Below are 21,616 nucleotides of genomic sequence, written 5' to 3'. Positions count from 1 at the left end.
CAGGTTTGCACACAACAAAACATGAAAGTCGCTGTTTGGATTTTTGAAAACTTTCATATAAAAATAATTTCAAGGGATGTTTGAAACCCCTGCCCTCCGGGATGGGGTTTCTTTATCCCCAATTCAATAGGAACAGGCTTGTAACCATGATTTTAATTCTTTTTTGCTGTTTACTGATTTATGGTATAGGGGGATATTTTTCTCCTTATCCCTATTGGAAAACCTATTTCATCCTGTGGAAAACCCTGTTATTTCATAAAGAGCCTGGCATCGGCATAAAACCCAGAATCAAGCAGGCTGCTTTTCTGCTTAAATATGCCGTGTTCTGCCCCTTATGGGCGTTTTTATGGTTATTGGATGATATCTTATATTCAGAATACAAAAATATAAACATACGCCCGGTTTTTATCATGGGGCAACCCAGAAGCGGCACGACTTTTCTTCATAGAACCCTGGCATCTGATACTAAAAATTTTTTGGCCATACGGCATATTGAATGGCGGTTCCCGTTTATTTTTGTTCAAAAAATTTTATCCCGCTCAAGTATAGCCAGAAAACTTGTACAAAAAAATTATTGGTCGAACTCATCTGCTGGGCGCATTGCTTCAAAAATGCACCCAAATAAATTATCGGACTGGGAAGAGGACGGCATCTTTTACGAGGAGTGCTTCCTTCACCATTTTTTTGTTTTTCTCAGATTTCCCTACCCTCACCTTCTGACATACCTGGATGATTTTCCAGCACTACCGGACTCCGTACAGGATAAAATCCTTCAAGTCCATAATCAGGTGATTCAAAAAATCATGTTTCTCAGGGGCGATAATGAGAAATACTATTTATCAAAGGAAGTAACCAGTCATAATAAATTCCCGAGCATACTGAAGCGATACCCGGATGCAAAGTTCATTTTCAGCTTTCGTTCTTCGGTTGATTTTATGAACTCTTTGATCTCTCTTGTCAGGGTTTCGACAAAGTCTAAAATTGGTGTAGATCCAATGGATATAGCTTCCTGGGATCGTATTTTTCAAAATAGAATGCAAAAAGACAGTGAATTTTTAATTGAGCTTTGCAAAGAAAAAATTGAAAACCGTCAGCAGATAAAAATAATGTTCAACCGCTTTACAAAAGATCTTGTCGCCTCCATCGAATATGTATACTCCAAATTGGATTTTAACCTGCCTCAACCCTACCGAAGCCACCTTGAAACTTTGCAACAGGGCCAAAAAAATCGAGACCGGGGATATGATTATGAAACAAAAACATACAAAAATTTTGATAAATTTGATCAGTTTGTAAATGAAATAGATCTGGAATTCGAGGAAAACCTTGAAGAACGAACCCCATTAGAAGTCTCATGAACAAATTATTTCGCAATGATGTAACCATATCCCCGGATAAAAATGGTGGTCTTCTTGTCCAACACCCGTCAATATCTGAAAAGTTTTCATTCACACCTGAAGAAGCCTTTCTCATAAAAGAACTTAAAAAACCCTATAACATCAGGGTTCTTCTGATTAAATACAATGCAAAATTCAAGGAAAATAAAACCACCAATTTTATCAGCGAATTTGTAGCACGGCTTGATTCGTTGGGATTGCTTCAAGACAATGAATCAAGCCCCTCACCAGACATGGGAGAAAAAAAAGAGACGGAGGACTCCCGGGAAGAGTACACTCACAGCAAAATAAATTCTACAAGACTGAACCACTGGTCTTTTTTTTCTCCCCAGAAAATAATCGATTCAGTCGTTCGAATATTCGGCTTTTTTCGTTTCTTCCACGGGATATCTGTTCTTATATTCTGCATCGCCCTTTATTGCCTGTTTTACAATCTGCATCTGTTCAAAAGCGATCTTGCCAAGGTATCGTCAATATTGCCCTTGTTTAAGCAGCTGATGTTTACCCTTTTCACGGTAAACCTGTTTTCTCAGGTTTTTAAAGGGTGTATTGCAAGATATTACGGCATCCAGACTCCAAGTTTCGGGATAATTCTGGCATACGGCATTATCCCCAGATTTGACGTATGGATAGATATACCGGAGCAAACAAGCCAAAGGATAAAACTTTGGTTGACAGCCTCTGCAATATTGTCCAGGATCATTCTTTTCAATATCGGCATCATGGTATGGATTTTAACCCGCTCTACAGGTACAAATCTGTCTGTTTTTGGGGCAGCCCTCGCTCTTTTTTCAATCTTTTCCCTTCTTTTCATTGTCAATCCATTTTTCAATGGAGATGGCTATCGTTTCATCACTTTATATTATAATATGACCAATATAAGAGAGAAAGCGATTCGCAGCATTAAGAACCGTTTGTTTTCAACGCCGGAGGTTATTGCTCGACACACTGAAGATCGATTGGCCTTAAAAATTTACGGTTTGTTTTCCCTTTTATTCATTGTGTCTGTGGTTGCTTTTATCGGGTTTTCACTGGGCCATTGGCTGGAGGAACATTATAGAGGGCTGGGTATGGTACTGTTGTTCCTGATCACTGTATATCTGATAGTACGATTTCGATATCTTTCACAGGCCAGGAAAAAAAGGACTGCCGGTATCTTCCCGGAAAAAAACACACCCGGAACCACCTATGCATATCGTCAAAAGCCCCCAAAAAAAAATCGTTCTATTTTGATGCGTTTGGTACTTATTGCCGCATTTATATGGTGCCTTATTTTACCATACCAATATAAAGCCGGAGGAACTGCCGTTATCACGCCTGTGCATCATCAAAAAATTTATTCCGAAAACAAGGGGATCGTCAAAAAAGTATATTTCAACGGTGGAGAGTGGCTTGAAAAAGGAACAATGATTGCTGAAATGGAAAATTATCGGTATCAAAATGATGTTGATGTCACACGCCAAGCCATTGGTAAAATACAAGAGGAAATAAATATATTACTGACGACCCCGAGTAAGGAAGAAGTTGAATTGGCAAGGCAGGAGCTTATGACATCCAAAATGACATTGACACATAGTGAAGATGATTACAAAAGATTAAAAGCGCTTTACAAGGCCAATGCAGTGTCGTATGTGGACTACCTGACCACTCAAAAAAAAAAGGAACTCAATCAGCAGCAGGTTTTGGAAAAAGAAGCCAATCTGCGCTGGGTTGAACACCAAGTCAATTCTCATAAAATAGAATCAATGAAAAAAGAATTGGCAATGCTGGAAAGCGAGCTTAAATTTGTTGAGACCAAACTGGAAAAGACCAGGCTTCGGATGCCCAATAAAGGTAAGCTTATCACCATGAATTTAAAAAATTCTGAAAACAAATTCTTAGACGATGGTCAATTTTTTGCTGAAATTGAAGATTCAAGCCGGGTACAGATCGAAATACAGGTGCCGGAACTGGAAGCCAGCTACGTCTCTATAGGAGATCCCATGGTTTTTAAAGCCCAGCTTTATCCGGACAGAATTATCCATGGGAAGATTACCTCCATTCATCCGGTCATGACATCTACTGATGTTGGAAACATGTTGAAAGTCGTCAGTGTCGTGCCCAATGACAATTTTGTATTGAAAACCGGTATGACAGGCTATGCCAAAATAGAAGGGAAAAGTATGCTTGTCATACAGGCATTTACAAGATCATTAATCAATTTTTTCCTCATCGAATTCTGGTCATGGTTACCTTAAGGCATATTGTTGAACAAATAAAACATATCTCATCACCACTGTTTTTCAGGACTATATTCTATCCCAGGTGACCCTCAGGATTTCCTGGTATGTGGTCTGCCCCTTGAGCATTTTTTTAATACCATTCTGACGCACAAGAACAAGCCCTTCTTCAATAGCTTTTTTTCTCAGACTTCCCAATTGTACATCAGAAGTGGTCAGCCGTTTTAGAGCATCCGTATACGGCATGATTTCATATATACCCGTGCGCCCTTTATAACCGGTGTTCCGACATTTTACACACCCTTTGCCATGCTTGAGAAGGATCATACCCTGGGATTTAATATTAAGTCCAAGGTCGGCAAGATCTTTTGCATCCATTTCAACTTCCTGGGCACAATATGGACAGATTTTTCTCACCAGCCGCTGTGCCACAATCCCATTTAATGAGGAATGAACAAGATAAGGGGGAATCCCCAGATCAAGCAGCCTGAAAATGGTGGAGGCCGCATCATTTGTATGAAGCGTGGAAAGAACAAGGTGACCTGTTAATGCAGCCTGTACTGCCGCCTGGGCTGTTTCAAGATCTCTTATTTCACCCACCATGATAATATCAGGATCCTGACGAAGTATATTTCTCAAGACGGAATCAAAGGTCACATTAATCATCGGCTGCACTGCAATCTGGTTGAATTCCTCATGTATCATTTCAATGGGGTCTTCAATAGTCGTAATATTGACCTCCGGTGAAGACAGCATTTTCAAGCTTGAATAAAGGGTGGTGGATTTGCCTGATCCTGTTGGTCCTGTTACAAGAACGATACCAAAAGGCCGGGTAATCAGCTGTTTATATCTTTCAAAATCATCTTTAAAAAAACCCAGCATTTCCAGGTCCTGAAAAAGAACATCAGGATCCATGATTCTTAACACCACTTTTTCACCAAACGCCACCGGGATGGTGGAAACCCTGATTTCAACCTCTTTGTTGTGTTGCTCTATTTTAATCCGGCCGTCCTGGGGCCTTCTTTTTTCAGCCATATCCAGCCTGGAAAGGGTTTTAATCCTGCTGACCACGGCATTATGAAGTTTTTTGGGAAGCTTGTATACGGTATTGAGTACCCCGTCGATTCTCATCCTGATAAGGCAGATATCTCGTTTGGGTTCGATATGAATATCAGAGGCTTTCTGATCAAAGGCATAGGAAAACAAATGATTTACTGCATTCACAATATGCTGATCGGTTGAGGGAAGCTCATCAAAGGATTTTAAACTGACAAACTGTTCAAGGTTGCCGATATCAATCCCTTTTGTTGAAAAAAGATCTGCTGCCGCAGAAATGGAATACTGGAATCCAAAAAATTCATTGATCAGTTTTTCAATATCCGACTTTGAGCTGACAACGGTCTTTACTTTCAGCTTTGACACCATCTCGACATCTTTGATGGCCTCATAATTAAAAGGATCAGGGGTTGCGACAATAAGCTTTCCCTCCTCGACCTTTAACGGCAGCAGCAAATACTTTGCGGCAAATGATTTTGATATTGTCCCTGTCACAAGATTCAGTTCCAGTTTCAAGGGATCAATTTTTTTATAGGGTACTTTCCAGGCTTGTGCCAGGGTTTGGTAAATCAAATCTTCATCAATTATTTTTGATGGCTGATCCTTACGTTCTATTTTCATATACAAAAGGACATCTACAAAATAAACCGGGGCGGCTATGTGTCCTTTTGATCCATCTTTATCAGATTGATTGGTTTTCTGTTTGATGAGAATATTTTTTACCCTGTTCTCATTCTTTAAAAGATCCCTGGCCTGTTGTGTTGAAATCAATTTGGCAGCCATAAGAATTTTGCAGATGGTTTGTGAGGCAAATCGTTTGTCTGTTTGATTCTGCATAAAACATTTATCCTAAAAAGATATTTTTTGGGCTTGATCACAATGTCGGCCATAAAATAAAATGCCGGGGTGATGATAATCACGCCCGGCATTTTATCTATTGAATATTGCAAGTAAGATGTTTTTTTTAACTAATCTTCTTCAACTACAATAGCGTCTTCTTCACAAACTTCCACGCAGCTTTCGCAGCCCATGCATTCTTCTGCATTAACCGGAAATGATTTTTCATCTTGCATTTCGAAAACTTCTACGGGACATACGTCTACACATTCTTCGCAACCAACACATTTTGCCTGGTCAACAATTGGATGAAATGCCATTTTAATAGCCTCCTTAAAAAAAAAATTAACATTATTATATTATAAAACCATCTTTTATATATAATCTTGTGTAAAAAATGCTTTATAACATGTGATTAATTAAAATCAAGTTTTTTTATCACTTTAATTTGATCAAACATACAGGTATCTGCCTATCCGACATATTAAAGAGATTGTTAATACCATTACCGGAAAAATAACTGAACTTAATCTGCCCTAAAAAAGAACATCCGTCCTTTATTTTGGGCAAATTATTTTCCCGGTTGCCATTTCCCTGAATGACACCCATCAAATAGTCACAAAACTGATGTTGCCACTTGCTTTTGTTTTCACAACAATTCTCATGCACTTTTATCTGATCAATGTCAAGGGTATTTACAATATCTTTGCAATTCGACTCAAGATAATCAAAAACCGCTTCACTGGTCGTAACAAATAAAGGCATGTCACCGTCCGGTTTTATTCCCCCTTTTTGTGCCATACACCCTGACCAGGCACTGATCCGTTCCCGTGTCATTACAGTTCCAAAATCCTGATTATCTCCTGTTTTATCGGATTGGTCCTTTCTTAGGGGTTCTTCTAACCCACGCAAGACTGAAACCATTTTTTTACGGGTTTTATCCAGATTTTTTAACTCCAGATCAATGCGCTCATTCTGCTCATCAAACAGTTGCGCCATCTTCAAGAACAATAAATCGCGTTGCAAAACGGATTCAGCCGATTCAGCCGAGACAATATCTTCTTGAGTTCCTTTTATTTGAGATTTTATGGCAGCTACATGGGTATCACTTGTAAAATAAGGAGTGTCCCTTAAAATGGATTTAAGATTTACTTGATTTCCCTTATGGATACTGGCCCATGCAAGATATTGTTCAAGTTTTTGTTCAACCGGCTCAAGTTCCTTGGCTGATGAAAAAAACGGAGTGATTTTTCCCTGTTCAAATAAGTTCTGCAACACTTGGTTCTGCTTAAAATCAAGACTGACAGGCAAATGGTGAAATGAGGGGAAAAAAGTTAACAGGGTGTCCAACTGATTTTGGGTAATATGAGTGAATGGAAAAAATAAAAATTTTATTGTCATGGTTCTACCTTTTTATCATGAATACTTATGCCCAAAGCGGTCAACTGTTCTCGAATCTTGTCTGCCAGTTCCCAGTCATTTTGCTCTCTTGCGCAATCACGTTTTCTTAATAGATCTTGGATTTCATTTGAATATTTCGTTTTTTTATCAAAATTAAAAATCTGCAGAACAGAATCAATTTCTTTAAAGCAATGCAACAGTTTTTGGGCGCTGTCAGGATCAATTGAGTTCTCATTGATCAAACGGTTGATGGTTTTCACATTTGCCAGCAATGAAAACACAACACCTGATATCTTTAAATCATCCTCCATAGATTCAAGAAACGACGATTTTATATTGTATATTAATTGATCAATCTCTTCATAATGATTTCCCTTCTTAATAACACTCAAGGTAGCAAGGCAACGGTTAATTTTATCCAAGGTATATCCGGCCTGGTTCAAGGATTTTTCCGACAATACCAGAGTTTTCCTGTAATGATTGGAAATCAGCCAGAACCTAATGGTTTTAAGGGCCCAGCCCTGGTCTACAAGCTCATCAAGAGTCAATGTTTCTATTTTTGGCGCACCCAAAGACCCGTCATAATGAACCGGATCACAATGCAGCCAGTACCGTGCAAGACTTGCCCCCTTTGCCGACCTTGCAATGGCAACTTCATTTTCATGATGAGGGAAGACAAGTTCCCGGCTGCCGGTTTGGATATCAAACGACTCTCCTAAAAACTTCATGGCAATGGCGGCACATTGCAAATGAAGGGAAGGCCGCACATTACCCCATTGAGTCTTGATCCCCACCCCTCTTTTGAGTTCTGAAAGACGAACCCGTTTTAACAATGTAAAATCCTTTGGGTTTTGCTTTTCATACTCTTCAAGATCAACCGTTGCACCGATTTTTATCTTATCCAGATCAGTACTTGAAAAATCACCATACTCCGGCAGACTGGCAATATCAAAATACAGGGAATGCAATTTTTCATAGGCATGCTGTTTTGAATGCAATTGTTTTGCCAGATCAACCATTTCATCAAAATGGTCTGATACCTTTGGATAGGCATCGGCCGAACGGATATTCAATTTTGAAAGGTCTTGCTTGAAAAAATCAATATAGGTCTGCGTAAACTCGGGAAGGGTCATCCCGGCTTTTTGAGATCCTTGAATCGTCTTATCGTCATAATCCGTGATATTGACAACATGGTTGACGGCAATTTTATGATATTCAATGTATCTTACGAGCAAATCCGTGAAAGCATACCGTCTGAGCTGGCCGATATTGAGCCGTTCATGAACAGTGGGACCGCAGGTGTATACACAAATTTTTTCTTTTTCAAGCGGTTCAAACACCACCTTGGATTTTGACAGCGTATTAAAAAGTGACAGGGCAATATGTTTTTCCACACAAAAAAGAGTGGTGGACAGATACCTCTCACCACTGTCCGGGAAGATCACCACAATAACGCCTTTTTTAATATTTCGAGCTTCTTCAATGGCAACTGCCATGGCAGCACCACTGCTCATTCCGACAAAAAGCCCTTCTTTTACAGCAAGATTGCGGGCTGTCTCAAACGCCGTATCATCATCAATATTAATTTTTTTATCCAGGCGGGTTTTATCCATAATTTCTGGGGTGTAAGATTCCTTCATGTTTTTGAGCCCCTGAATCTTATGCCCTAGATACGGCTCTGCACATACGATCTGAATATCCTTGTTAAACTCTTTTAAGCTCCTGGAAAGCCCCATCAGGGTTCCGCTGGTCCCGATGGTGGCAACCACACAAGAGACCTTGCCACCGGTCTGTTCAATAATTTCAGGCCCCGTGGTATAATAATGGGCTTTCCAATTAGCTTCGTTATTATACTGGTCGGTCAAAAAATACTTGTCCGGGTTTTCACGGGCAAGCCTGTAGGCTTCTTCAATTGCACCATCAGACCCGAGATGCTTGGGGGTTAAAATAATCTGTGCCCCCCTTGCGCGCAAAATGCTTATCCGCTCAGCACTGGCATTTTCAGCCATGGTGAGCGCAATTTTATATCCTTTGACGGCACAGATCATGGCCAGTCCGATACCAGTATTCCCGCTGGTTGCTTCGATAACGATTTTATCGGGGGTTAATTCACCTGATTTTTCCGCCTCGTTGATCATATAGAGGGCTGCCCGATCCTTGATGGAACCGCCGGGATTCATATATTCAAGTTTGGCAAAAATTTTCACCCCTTTTTCAGGATTCATATGTGTTATTTCAACAATAGGGGTGTTGCCAATAGAATCAATAATTGAAACTGCCATTTTTCATTTACCCTTTGCCTTACGGACCTGTACAAATCCTGGTAATCCTGAAGGACTTGTCTAAATCCCGGTATTCTTAACTTGACTTTTAAAGTATAAAATGGCTTTATACAGTAATTTTAATTGATGTGCAATTTTTTTACTGGAAAGAATATGTTCTGTTGGTCAAGCCAAAAGTATCCATTACTTTTTGTAATGGTTTCTTTTTTTTACATTTTTATTTCAAACAATGGATTTGCCACAACAACTGCCGTACCTCAAAATTTTAAGGATATCCCCTGGCATATCGCCGCACGCACAGTGACTTTTGATAATAAAAGAGACCTTTATATCGCCCAGGACAATGTGGTGATAACCGGAGGCAAAACCCGACTTGAAGCCGATTACGCAGAATTTTCAAACAAAACAAAAGATGCGTTTGCCAAAGGCAATGTTATTTTAATATCCGGCGAAGATTCAATGTCCTGCAATGAAATGAATATCAATCTTAGAACCCAGACAGGCACTGTAGACAAAGGCACCATTTATATTCAGAAAAATAATTTTTATGTGCATGGCGAAAATATCAAAAAAACCGGGAAATTTTCTTATAGTGCGCAAAAAGGCTCCATCACTTCCTGTTCCGGAGACTCGCCTGACTGGAAAATCACGGCAAGAAACATCAAGGTTACGGTCGAAGGTTACGGAGTTGCTGATCATACGGTCCTGTGGGCCAAAAAAGTGCCGGCAGCCTACAGTCCTTTTCTGATTTTTCCGGTTCATACCAAACGGCAAACCGGTCTTTTAGCACCGAGAATCACTTCATCCGACAGAAAAGGATTTGAATTTGAGCAGCCTCTGTTTATAGACATATCAAGGAATACAGACGCAACTTTTTATGCAGATTACATGTCTGATCGAGGAACAAAATTAGGCACGGAATACAGATATATTCTTGATAACAAGACCAAAGGGACTGTATTCTTTGACGTGCTTGAAGATAAAAAAACAGATGATGGAACAGATCAGACAAAAAACTATAGTTTTTCAGGGACTCCCCAAAGAACCAACACCGACCGGTTCTGGTTAAGAATGAAACACAACCAGGATCTTCCCAATGGAGTTACGGCCAAACTGGATATTGATGTGGTCAGTGATGAAGATTACCTTCATGAATTCAAAGACGGATTTACCGGATACACTGAAACAAAGGACTATTTTGAAAAACAATTCGGTCGCAGCATAGATGAATATACTGACTCTATACGGAAAAACAGGCTGAATCTCAACAAAACATGGTCTACATACTCATTGAATATGGATGCCCTGTGGTATGACAATATTAATGCCCGGCGTCAGGATACGGCTGACACAACATTGCAGACACTTCCTGGCATCCGGTTTGATGCTTCAAAGCAGCAGATCCTTACTTCAAAATTCTATTATTCCCTTGATACCGAGCTTCGCTCCTTTTACAGGCAGGATACAACTAAAACCCTTGTAAACGGGCAAAGAGCAGATTTTTATCCTAAATTTTATATTCCTTTGAGACTTGGCAGGTTTTTGCATTTTGAGCCATCAATAGGCTTGCGGCAAACCATATGGCATACAAGCGAGTTTACGGACATTAAAGGCAACTCTGACAGTTTTAGGACCAGGCAACTGTATGATGTAGGCGCAAAAATGTCCACAAAACTGATCAAGCTTTTTGATCTGCAAATGAAATCCGCTGACAAACTCAAACATGAACTCATCCCTAAACTTGAATACGCGTTTACCCCTAATATTAATCAAGATGAACTGCCGGCCTTTGACTCTCTGGACAATATCCAGGAACAACACTTGATCACCTGGTCTTTGACCAATAATTTTATTTCCAGAAAATCCAATATCACGCCAAAAGGAAAAGAAATATCAACCTACCGGGACATTGCTTATATCAAATTGTTCCAAAGTTATGATATCAACAAAGAAAAAGACAACGACTCAAGGCCGTTTTCAGATATCGCACTGGACACACAATTTTTCCCAAACGACTTTATCCTCCTTGATATGGATCTTTCCTGGTCCCCCTATGACAACCATTTTAACGGTTTAAACATCGGCAACACTCTCTTAGACAACCGGGGAGACCGGTTAAGAACGGAATACCGGTATTCCAGAACTCTGTCGGAATCACTGTATTCAAAAATAGATATCGCCCTCACCCGGGAACTAACCGCATATTATTCCATTGAAAAGAACCTGAAAGAAGATAGGGATGTGGAAAAACAGGCAGGACTATCCCTAAAAAAGTCCTGCTGGACATTCAATCTTTATTTTTCAGAATCACAGGACGAACAGAGTATCAGCTTTCTAATAAATCTTCACGGTATAGGAGAGTTTGGAACAACATGATTGAAAAATCAAACTGGTTTGCCCTTCTGACAAGAAGTAACTTTGAGCAAACGGTCTACACGAGTATTGTTAAAAAAAAGGTTGAGGCTTTTTTACCAACAACAAGAAAAAAAAGCCTGCGCAAAGACCGAAAACTCATGATCGAAGTACCGCTTTTCCCGGGATATCTTTTTGTACAATCAACATTTAATGCTGCCGACCAACTCAATATTTTAAAAACCATAGGGGCTGTCAGACTATTGGGCAATCAATCAGGACCATTGCCCATTCCCCATTCACAGATTGAATCCTTAAAAATCCTTACCAGCGCAAAGAAGGATCTTATCACCGGGTCCAATATCCGCATGAAAAAAGGCGACCCTGTGATAATTTTAGAAGGCCCCATGGCCGGGGCAAGGGGAGAATTTACACACTACAAGGGAAAAGGTCGTGTTATTATCAAAATAGAAGTTTTAGGGCAGTATGCCGGTGTTGATATTCATGAAGACAATGTTGAGAAACTGCCTGACTTATTGTCATAACCCCTTGACTTTTTATCAAATCTTCATTAAAACCGTTTAAAAAATAACAAGCTTGCACCATTCAATATATTAAAGAGGAAGCATGAATAAACTTGAATTAATTTCCGCATTAAAAGATAGAGCAAACCTTACAAAATCCGAAGCATCAGAAATTATTAAAATATTTTTTGACTCGCTTTCAGAGTCGTTTATAAAAGGTGAAAGGGTTGAAATAAGGGGCTTTTGCAGCTTTCATATAAAAGAGTACAAAAGCTATACCGGCAGAAATCCGAAAACCGGTCAGAAAGTCACCATACCTCCCAAACGGCTGCCGTTTTTCAAATGCGGAAAAGAATTAAAGGAACGGGTAGATTATTAACAAATGGGTATCAAACCATGTCTGATTTTGATCAAGAGCAATATCAAGCAAGCGTCTTTCTTGAGTTAACACATATCATTCAGACAAACAAAATTCCAAATGCCCTTCTTTTCTCCGGCAATGAGAATACCGGAAGAAAAAAAGCGGCATTTTTCTTTGTAAAAGGGTGTAATTGCCTGGTAAAGACCCCAATTGCCTGCAACACTTGCAAATCATGCCTCAAAATAGATGCACAAAGCCACCCTGATGTCCTGTGTATTGACCTTCAAAAAGACAAAAAAATAATTTCCATATCCCAAATCCGTGAAATGGGATTGACCATTTCTTCCAGGCCTAATGAAGCCAGATTCAGGATGGTATTGATTTTGAACGCGGATCTGATGAATAACCAGGCCCAGAACGCATTATTAAAACTGCTTGAAGAGCCGCCTGAAAAGACATTTTTTATCCTTATTGCCAACAAAACTTCATTGCTGCTTTCAACCATTATTTCCAGATGCCGTAAAATCAAGTTCAAACCATTGAACGACAAACTCATTGAGCAATATCTGATAAATAATTTCAATGTTGACAGGACTTTTGCCAGGATTGCATCAAGAACAGCCGATTCTGATATAAAAAAGGCCATGATGTATTTGAATCTGGATGATGAAAAAAAAGAAACAGACTGGATCAAAAGGCGGCAGTGGCTGCTTGATACCCTGGCAGGCATCATTACAACAGACAAAAGCGCCTGCATATCAAAAACTTTGATGCTGTCACAAAAATTAAGCCTGGATCCCGACCTGATGAATGACACAATAGCCATTATGAAAACCTTTTTCCGGGACTTAATTATTTTTAATGTTCATCCAAAAAAAATAGTTAATCTTGATTTTTTTGACACTTTTGCAGATATTAACCTGATGATAAGATCAAATAAATTGTTAGAATGGACTAAAAATCTGTATGAAACAGAAAAAAGGCTGGCCTCAAACTGTTCCCTGAGATTAACCTTGGATAGATTTTTCCTTACAATTGTTACAAACAAAGGAAACGGTGTTTATGATTAAAGTTGCTGGTGTTAAATTTAAAACAGCAGGAAAAATATATGATTTCAACTCAGGTGCTTTTGTACTCAAAGAGGGCACCCGGGTCATTGTAGAAACAGAACAGGGCCTTGGATTTGGTAAAATTGCCATACCTCCCGTTGAAGTTGAAGCTGTTGAAAAAAAATTAAAAGAGATTGTCCGTGTTGCCACCAAAGAAGACTTTCTTAAAAGAGAAGAAATAAAACTACTTGAAAAAAAAGCATTCTCTTTTTGTATTAAAGCCATCAATGATCTGGATCTGTTCATGAACCTGTTCAGTGTTGAAAGTACATTTGACAAAAACAAGTTGACCTTTTTCTATACGGCTGACGGCAGAATTGATTTCAGAGAACTGATCAAACTGCTGGTAAAAGAATTCAGCATTCGCATTGAAATGCGCCAAGTCGGCATTCGCAATCTGTCAAAACATTGTGGCGGTGTGGGCAAGTGCGGACGAGAGCTTTGCTGCTCATCTTTTATGCACACGTTTGAACCGGTTTCCATCAAAATGGCAAAAGAGCAGGGACTGTCTTTGAATCCCACAAAAATATCAGGAGTTTGCGGTCGATTAATGTGCTGCCTGACCTTTGAAAATGAAACCTATAAAAGCCTTAAACGCCAAATGCCCAAACTTGGAAAAAGGATAACAGTAGAAGAAGGCCATGGAAAAGTTATCCGGCAGAATGTGTTAAAAGAAAGTATCACCATTCGTTTAGAGGATAATACTGAAATAGAAAAAACCATACGGCAACTGAATAACTCAAAAACAGGATCTACCCCACAATGAACACTCAAAAGCAATATTTCACAACCCCCATATATTATGTCAATGCAAAACCCCATCTGGGCCATGCCTACACCTCCATCTGCGCTGATGTTGCAACACGATTCAAACAGATGGACGACCATGAAACCTTTTTTTTAACCGGAACCGATGAACATGGGGACAAGATTGTCCAGGCGGCAAAAGCCAGGCAAACAACACCAAAAGAGTATGCCGACACCATAAGCAAGCTGTTTCAGGATTTATTGCCTGTATTAAACATTAAAAACAACCGGTTTATCAGAACAACAGATCCGAATCATATTCAAGTGGTCAAAAAGGTTCTGTCAAAAATTTATGAATCAGGAGATATCTATTTTTCAAGCTATGAGGGACTGTATTGTTTTGGATGCGAACGCTTTTACCAGGAAAGGGAACTTGTGGACGGCAAATGCCCGGACCATGGAACCGCACCCGAGATTATAAAAGAATCCAATTATTTTTTCAAAATGAGCAAATACCAGGAATGGCTTATCAATCACATTAAAACCAATCCTGATTTTATCCGGCCTGCCCAGTACAAAAATGAAATTCTTTCTTTTTTAAAAGAACCTCTGGAAGACCTTTGCATTTCAAGACCGAAATCCCGGCTTACCTGGGGGATCACCCTGCCCTTTGACAAAGATTATGTCACCTATGTCTGGTTTGACGCCCTTGTAAATTATATTTCAGCGCTGGGATACCCTGATGATAAACGATTCAAAAAATTCTGGCCCACAACCCGCCATTTTGTGGCAAAAGACATCATCAAGCCCCACGGGATTTACTGGCCCATCATGCTCAAAGCTGCCGGGATACCGATTTATAATGGCTTGAATGTTCACGGGTTCTGGAATGTCAAAGGCAGCAAAATGTCCAAAAGCATCGGTAATGTCACGGATCCTGTTCAGGTGACGGCGCAATACGGCGTGGATTCTTTCAGATATTTTCTCATGAGGGAAATGGTCTTTGGCCTGGATGCCAATTTCACAGAGGAAACTATTGTCTCCAGAATCAACTCGGACCTTGCAAATGATCTTGGAAATGTTTTTTCAAGAATCCTTTCCATGATCCATCGCTATTTCAATGGCGAGGTAAAAGGACCGGACCTGCAAATCGAACAAAAAAAATCCCTGTCCCTGGCATCTGATGCAAAAACTGCCGTTGATGCCTTTGAACAAGCCATGGCCGTGTGTGAATTTCATAAAGGCGTCGGGGCAATCTGGCAATTTATCAGTATCATGAACAAATATATTGATACAAATGAGCCTTGGGCTCTGTCCAAGGATGAGGCCAACACGCCTGTTCTTGAAACGGTTCTCTATAACCTGATCGAAGGATTAAGGGTTGTTTCCTGCCTGATTTATCCCATTATGCCTGACACATCCTATAAAATGCAAAAAACCCTTTGCATGGCTAAAAAGGACGCTGGCTTTTACACCATAGAAGAGATGTCTTCATGGGGGCAGATCAAACCGGGAACACTGGTAGAAAAACCCGGAATCCTTTTTCCAAGGATTGATACGGATAAAATCCCCCCCAAAGAACCGGTTTCAACTGCCAAGCCTTTTAAACCGGCATTAAAAAAAGAAATCACAATTGATGATTTTGCAAAAATTGATTTAAGAACCGGGACCGTTGTAAAGGCCGAGAAAATTGAAAAATCCAACAAGCTCTTAAAGCTTCAAGTGGATCTTGGTGCTGAGGTGCGGCAGGTCATTGCAGGAATTGCAAAGGACTATACTCCCGAACAGATCGTCGGCAAACAGGTGATTGTTGTTGCCAACTTGAAAGAAGCAAAACTTATGGGAGAACTCTCCCAGGGAATGATCCTTGCCGCCAACAACAAAAAGAAACTTGTGCTGTCAGGTTTTGATAAAAAAATTGAGCAGGGAAACCAGGTAAAATAATGGCAATATCTCTTGTATCAATTGCCATTGTATCGTATTGTTGCAGTTAAATTCATTGGGACAAAGGGTTTGGATTTAAAATGCCTAACAACCTTGACAGTGTGGATTGCTTTACGCTCCACACTGTCGGGATTAGCTGTTCACCAGCCTGATCTGACAATGCTGAATTTGCCACAAAAAACAGCACGATAAATCAAAATTTAAACACAATAGAAACGATATATTAACTACTCGCTGAAAATTGCTTGCATAGGTATTCATTTGATTAATAATAAAAAAGAAAACTCCTGGCGGGATTTTCAATCCAACTATATTGTTAAAAAAAGAAAAAAAAAAAAAAATTTAACAACAATAAAAGTGATAACCGGCTTGGTTTTCCTCTCGATTTTGATCACGGGCATCTGGATTTTTAAAATTCAAGCGCCGGGAAATAAAGATGCCTACAGCAAAACCGTTAAAAAAACGTATACAGCAACCTTAAAAAAAAATCCAGAAGACCAAACATGGTTGTCAAAAAATCAATTAAACCAAATTATCAGCACCACAAAATTTACCAAGACAGATAAAAACATCTTTTTTCTGGACACCCCGGAAACCAGCTATAAAATTACCACGAGCATTGATGTTGATCTTCAGGAATATTTATTGTCCTTGCTGGACCGGCTCAAAAATTTAACCCGTGGAAAACCGCAGCGGATCGCCTTTGTTGTCATGGAAGCTGATACGGGAAAAATCATTGCCATGACAGGATTTGATCTTGAAAATCCAAATGCCAACCCCTGTATTGCATCAAACTATCCTGCAGCAAGTATCTTTAAAATCATAACGGCTTCAGCCGCTGTTGAAACCCTGGGATACACCCCGGGAACACCATTGTACTTTAACGGAAACAAGTACACCCTGTATAAACGGCAACTTAAAGATGTTAAAAACAAATACTCCTGTAAAATTTCTTTTTCCAGGGCTTTTGCAGAATCCGTAAACCCGGTATTCGGTAAAATCGGTAAAAACCACCTTGGGGAAAAAAGACTTGAATCCTATGCAGACGCATTTGGATTCAACCAGATCATACATTCGGAACTGCCTTTTTTTTCCGGCCGGTTTGAAACAAACAGCAGCGATTACCACTTAGCTGAACTTGGATGCGGATTTAACACCGACACCACTATCTCTCCTCTATTCGGTGCTATGCTCATATCGGCCGTGGTCAACTCAGGTAACATAATGCTGCCCAGTATTGTTGAACATGTGACAGACCCTGATGGAAAAATCATTTACAAAAACAAACAAGCAACCTATAAAAAAGCCATCCGCCCTGAAACAGCAACAACGATGATGCAATTGATGAAAAGAACCGTATCAAAGGGCACTGCCAGAAAATCCTTCAGAGGCTCTTCAAAAGATGCCGTTCTTTCCAAGCTTACGATAGGTGGAAAGACAGGCTCTTTGTATAATAAAGAGCATACTGTTAAATACGACTGGTTCACCGGTTTTGGGAACGAAAAAAGAACAAACAGGAAAATTGCTTTATCTATTGTTGTTGGCCATAGAAAATATATTGGAACAAAAGCCGGTACATATGCAAAGATGATTTTAAAAAAATATTTTAAAAAAACTTACGCCACAGCACAATTGTAATGGTCAAAACTTTTTAACGGGGGAACAAATAATGACGCCACATGGAAAACTTTTTCCAAACCTTTTTTTCAATCGGATCAAAAAATTATTTGCAATAAATATTGAATTCGGAAAATCCATGACAGCGGCAAAAGAAAACAGCATTATTGTCTTTCCGGATCAACCCAATACCGTATCGTGTGGTATCTCGGCATTTATTGCATTTAAAAGCAACAATTCCCCTCAACAATTTGATTTAAATCAAATCCTGAAAATGGTCCTTTCTTTAAAGACCAGCTGTCTTTCCTCTAATACGGCCTCCATCACGGATGATTTTCTTTGCGGTGATGATTTTTTGAACCGATTATTTGAAAAATGCCAGGAGATCAAACAGGAAAATATGTTTTCCGATCTGTTTTTCAGCAAAGACAAAAAAGAACAGCTTGATTCTATTACAGGCCATATCGACAAATTAATTACGGATCAAACATCATTATTTAAAAAAAAGTCTGCAAATTTATCCTCAAAAGATGCAAAAACCATTTCCCTTTGTCTTGAAAAACTTCATGATATAAGCTGGTGCCTGAAAAAAGAAATTGCAGATAACATCACGGCAATCGGCAATCTTGCCAAGGGCCTTGAAGATTCCGGCAACACTGAAGGATTAAGTGTATTCAAAAGAATAAATGCCGTGTTGAACAGTATTGACCGGCTTGAGGTCAGGGGAAGGGATTCTGCCGGGATATCCGTTATGTTCACATTTCCAAAACAGGAGTTTGAAAATTTCAGGAACGATCTGATAAATAACGGACTTTCCGACCTGTTCAAACAGCGGACAAACCGCCGGGTACTTATCAATAACAGCCTTACCATAAATGATACATTCTTGCAGGACCAAAATAATTTTATTTCCATTTCCTTTGTATATAAATTTGCTGCGGAAATCGGTTCACTGGGGGATAATATATCCTTTATACGAAACCAGATCAAAAATGATCTCATACTTCAATTGCTTGTCAATTATAAATTTGTTGCAAATTCCATATCAGCTCACACCCGATGGGCGTCTGTCGGAGACATTACAGAAGCCAACTGCCACCCCCAGGACAATACCCCCATAGACAAGAAAATCGTTCAAACAGGCATCGTCCATGTCTGCCTGAATGGCGATATTGACAATTATCTTGAATTAAAAACAGAGTATGAGGCAAGATATGAAAAAATCCATGAAGATATCAATACAGACACGAAATTGATCCCCCTTCAAATCGAACACTACCTGAAGCAAGACAATACCATTGAAGAATCTTTCAGGCTGGCTGTCAAAGATTTTGAAGGTTCCCATGCCATCAGCATGCACACTGATTTAGCCCCCGGAAAGCTTTTTTTAGCCCAAAAAGGAAGCGGCCAGGCCATTTTTGTAGGAATTGCACAAGATCATTATATTGCAGCCTCCGAGCTGTACGGCATTGTCGAGGAGACTCCAAAATACATCAAACTCAATGGAGAAAACAAAGGGCAGATTGTTATTCTTGACCAGAAATCAGCAGGCGGCATATCAGGAATTCAATCTTTTTATTATGACAGCACCCCTATCCAGATAGAAAAAAATCAAGTTCTGACAAGCAAGATTACGTCACGCGATATTGACCGGCAAAATTTTCCCCACTATTTTTTAAAAGAAATTTCAGAATCCCCGGACTCGGTTGAAAAAACCCTTGAAAACAAATTCAAACTATCCCCAAAAACATCTTTGTTCACAACAATCCTTGACGAGACAATGATCCCAAGATCTCTGGAAGATGATATTAAAAACAACAAAATTAAAAAAGTGCATTTTATCGGCCAGGGGACTGCAGGAGTTGCGGCACAGGGCTGTGCAGACCTGTTGAATTTTTATATGAAGGATATGGCAATTGATATCAGAGCCTTGAAATCATCAGAGCTTTCCGGATTCTGTATTGCTCAAGGAGAGAATACTGAAAAAGCCATGGCCGACACCCTTGTTGTCGCCATCAGCCAGTCCGGCACCACAACCGATACAAACCGGACGGTTGACATGGTAAAAGCCTGTGGTGCAAAGACCCTGGCCATTGTAAACAGAAGAGACTCTGATCTGACCTTTAAAACAGACGGTGTTTTTTACACCAGCTCCGGCCGGGATATTGAGATGTCTGTGGCATCCACAAAAGCATTTTATTCACAACTTGCCGCAGGTGCTGTTTTAGGCCTTCACATTGCCGGTATGACAAAAACCAGGTCAAATAAATTTATTACCGAACAGATCAACGACATCATGGATCTGCCGGATAAAATGAGAACCATACTGGCAATGAAAGATCAAATAAAAGAGTCGGCTTACCGGTGTGCCGTCTCTAAAAACTATTGGGCAACTGTCGGGTCCGGTTCAAACAAAACTTCTGCCGACGAGATCCGGATTAAACTCAGCGAGCTTTGCTATAAAACCATTTCATCGGATTTCATTGAAGATAAAAAACACATTGACCTGTCCAGCGAACCCTTGATCATCATCTGTGCTGCCGGCACAAGGGAAAGCGTACTGGGTGATATCATAAAAGATACGGCAATCTTCCATGCGCACAAAGCAACGCCTGTGGTCATCACCACCATTGGAGAAGACCGGTTTGACCTTTATGCCAGGGATGTATTTAAAATCCCGGAAATAAAAGAACACTTTGCACCTGTCCTGAACACGCTTGTGGGACACATATGGGGATATTATGCAGCCCTTGCCATCAATGAAGGCTCCAGGTTCATGTATAAAGGAAGAGCTCAAGTGCAAAATCTTCTGGAAGAATATACAGCCATGGGACATGATGTGTATGAAGTACTCCTGGAAAAAAAATTCAGGGAAACCATTGCCCGATTCTATAATGATTTTTCAAAAAAACGACGTCAAGGCGGATTTCCTGATGCCATGGGACTTGATAATGTTGCCAATCTAACACTGCTGTTAAAATACCTGTCCGGCAGATTACCGGTATCTGATTTTGAAATTGATTTTGAGACAAAAGGCACCCCTTCCAACATGTTACACACCTTTTTTGAAACCATGGGTCAGGCCATCAACACCCTTGCAAGGCCGGTTGATGCCATCAAGCACCAGGCAAAAACCGTGACCGTGGGAACCAGCAGAATAAGGGAAAAATTTGAAGGCCTTGTCTTTGATGAACTTGCAGCCAATCATATTCAAATTTCCCAGGTTACCAACACGAATGTTCTGGTGATCAAAAATCTCCAGGAGGTTATTTCCAGGATCAATGGTGCCCTGCTCTATCAGATCTCCGGCTTAAGCCTTTTAGGTGAGGTTAACCATGAAACAAAAATTAAAATAGTGAATAAAACAGGATCACTGAAAGACAAACCGTCTCGTGTGGAAACAGACCCCAGGCTTAAAGGAACTAAAAATATCATTGTCAGGGAAGGAAATGTTTATATAGGAAAAGGCAGAAAAGACAAGAAAAACATACTGGTGATACCAATCATTTCTTCAAATCCGGCCACGCCCAATATCATTGAATATATTCTGTCTTTAAATATCAATTTCAAACCGTCCCATGACGTGTCACTCCTGAAAAAAATCAAAGCCCTGGGCGGCAAATACAACAGGCTCAAAGACTGGATTCTTGAAAGTGATAATTTCAAATGGGATGATAAATATCTTAATCTGGTGGAAGTTGAAACCCTGTTTGGAGATACCGCAGAAAAAGTAGTTGAAAAAATTGTGAATCAAATCAACTAAAAGCGAT

Annotated in this window: 14 protein-coding genes; 10 read left to right on the top strand and 4 right to left on the bottom strand. The window is 39.8% G+C overall.

All coding sequences use genetic code 11. The annotated features are described in order from the left end of the window. Positions 1 to 146 precede the first annotated feature (146 nt). Positions 147 to 1,358, top strand: a complete 1,212-nt coding sequence (locus BLT94_RS01275) for a sulfotransferase (RefSeq protein WP_092230080.1) — start codon at positions 147 to 149, stop codon at positions 1,356 to 1,358. Further along, the gene (locus BLT94_RS01270) at positions 1,355 to 3,634 is read left to right on the top strand and encodes an efflux RND transporter periplasmic adaptor subunit (RefSeq protein ID WP_092229647.1); all 2,280 of its coding nucleotides are present in this window, start codon (positions 1,355 to 1,357) and stop codon (positions 3,632 to 3,634) included. Before BLT94_RS01275 ends, BLT94_RS01270 begins: the two co-directional genes overlap by 4 nt. Positions 3,635 to 3,685: 51 nt before the next feature. Here the strand turns inward: BLT94_RS01270 and BLT94_RS01265 are convergent, their stop codons facing one another. The 4 genes from BLT94_RS01265 to BLT94_RS01250 form a co-directional block, all read right to left on the bottom strand. Beyond that, a complete protein-coding gene (locus BLT94_RS01265; RefSeq protein WP_092229645.1) occupies positions 3,686 to 5,509 on the bottom strand; it encodes a GspE/PulE family protein in 1,824 nt (607 codons plus the stop codon). Between the two features lie 131 nt (positions 5,510 to 5,640). Further along, positions 5,641 to 5,829 carry a 4Fe-4S binding protein gene (locus BLT94_RS01260; protein ID WP_092229642.1) on the bottom strand — a complete coding sequence of 63 codons (189 nt, stop codon included), beginning with the start codon at positions 5,827 to 5,829 and terminating at the stop codon, positions 5,641 to 5,643. Positions 5,830 to 5,947: 118 nt separating this feature from the next. Next, the gene (locus BLT94_RS01255; RefSeq protein ID WP_092229640.1) at positions 5,948 to 6,910 is read right to left on the bottom strand and encodes a hypothetical protein; all 963 of its coding nucleotides are present in this window, start codon (positions 6,908 to 6,910) and stop codon (positions 5,948 to 5,950) included. Next, complete coding sequence (locus BLT94_RS01250; RefSeq protein WP_092229638.1) at positions 6,907 to 9,192, bottom strand: cysteine synthase; 2,286 nt, start codon at positions 9,190 to 9,192, stop codon at positions 6,907 to 6,909. The genes BLT94_RS01255 and BLT94_RS01250 overlap by 4 nt, the downstream gene beginning before the upstream one ends. A gap of 153 nt (positions 9,193 to 9,345) precedes the next feature. Between BLT94_RS01250 and BLT94_RS01245 the strand changes: the two genes are divergently transcribed. The 8 genes from BLT94_RS01245 to BLT94_RS01210 all read left to right on the top strand — a co-directional run bounded on the left by BLT94_RS01245 (position 9,346) and on the right by BLT94_RS01210 (position 21,609). After that, positions 9,346 to 11,568: an LPS-assembly protein LptD gene (locus BLT94_RS01245; protein WP_245742893.1), complete on the top strand. Its 2,223-nt coding sequence runs from the start codon at positions 9,346 to 9,348 to the stop codon at positions 11,566 to 11,568. Beyond that, positions 11,565 to 12,089 carry a UpxY family transcription antiterminator gene (locus tag BLT94_RS01240; protein WP_092229633.1) on the top strand — a complete coding sequence of 175 codons (525 nt, stop codon included), beginning with the start codon at positions 11,565 to 11,567 and terminating at the stop codon, positions 12,087 to 12,089. The genes BLT94_RS01245 and BLT94_RS01240 overlap by 4 nt, the downstream gene beginning before the upstream one ends. A gap of 82 nt (positions 12,090 to 12,171) precedes the next feature. Continuing rightward, a complete protein-coding gene (locus BLT94_RS01235; RefSeq protein ID WP_092229630.1) occupies positions 12,172 to 12,447 on the top strand; it encodes an HU family DNA-binding protein in 276 nt (91 codons plus the stop codon). A gap of 17 nt (positions 12,448 to 12,464) precedes the next feature. Then, positions 12,465 to 13,499 carry a DNA polymerase III subunit gene (locus BLT94_RS01230; protein WP_175530227.1) on the top strand — a complete coding sequence of 345 codons (1,035 nt, stop codon included), beginning with the start codon at positions 12,465 to 12,467 and terminating at the stop codon, positions 13,497 to 13,499. After that, entirely contained in the window at positions 13,492 to 14,304 is an 813-nt protein-coding gene (locus tag BLT94_RS01225) for a PSP1 domain-containing protein (RefSeq protein WP_092229625.1), read from the top strand. Before BLT94_RS01230 ends, BLT94_RS01225 begins: the two co-directional genes overlap by 8 nt. Next, positions 14,301 to 16,229: a methionine--tRNA ligase gene (gene metG, locus BLT94_RS01220; RefSeq protein WP_092229623.1), complete on the top strand. Its 1,929-nt coding sequence runs from the start codon at positions 14,301 to 14,303 to the stop codon at positions 16,227 to 16,229. The genes BLT94_RS01225 and metG overlap by 4 nt, the downstream gene beginning before the upstream one ends. Before the next feature lie 261 nt (positions 16,230 to 16,490). Continuing rightward, on the top strand, positions 16,491 to 17,867 hold the full coding sequence (locus BLT94_RS01215; RefSeq protein WP_245742892.1) for a penicillin-binding transpeptidase domain-containing protein: 1,377 nt from the start codon (positions 16,491 to 16,493) through the stop codon (positions 17,865 to 17,867). A 31-nt stretch (positions 17,868 to 17,898) separates the two neighbouring features. Further along, on the top strand, positions 17,899 to 21,609 hold the full coding sequence (locus tag BLT94_RS01210; protein ID WP_092229621.1) for an SIS domain-containing protein: 3,711 nt from the start codon (positions 17,899 to 17,901) through the stop codon (positions 21,607 to 21,609). Positions 21,610 to 21,616: the final 7 nt, after the last annotated feature.

The sequence above is a fragment of the Desulfobacula phenolica genome, assembly GCF_900105645.1.
GTDB lineage: Bacteria > Desulfobacterota > Desulfobacteria > Desulfobacterales > Desulfobacteraceae > Desulfobacula > Desulfobacula toluolica.
Note: the sequence above shows the minus strand (reverse complement) of the source record. Positions and strands in the feature narration are given on the sequence as shown.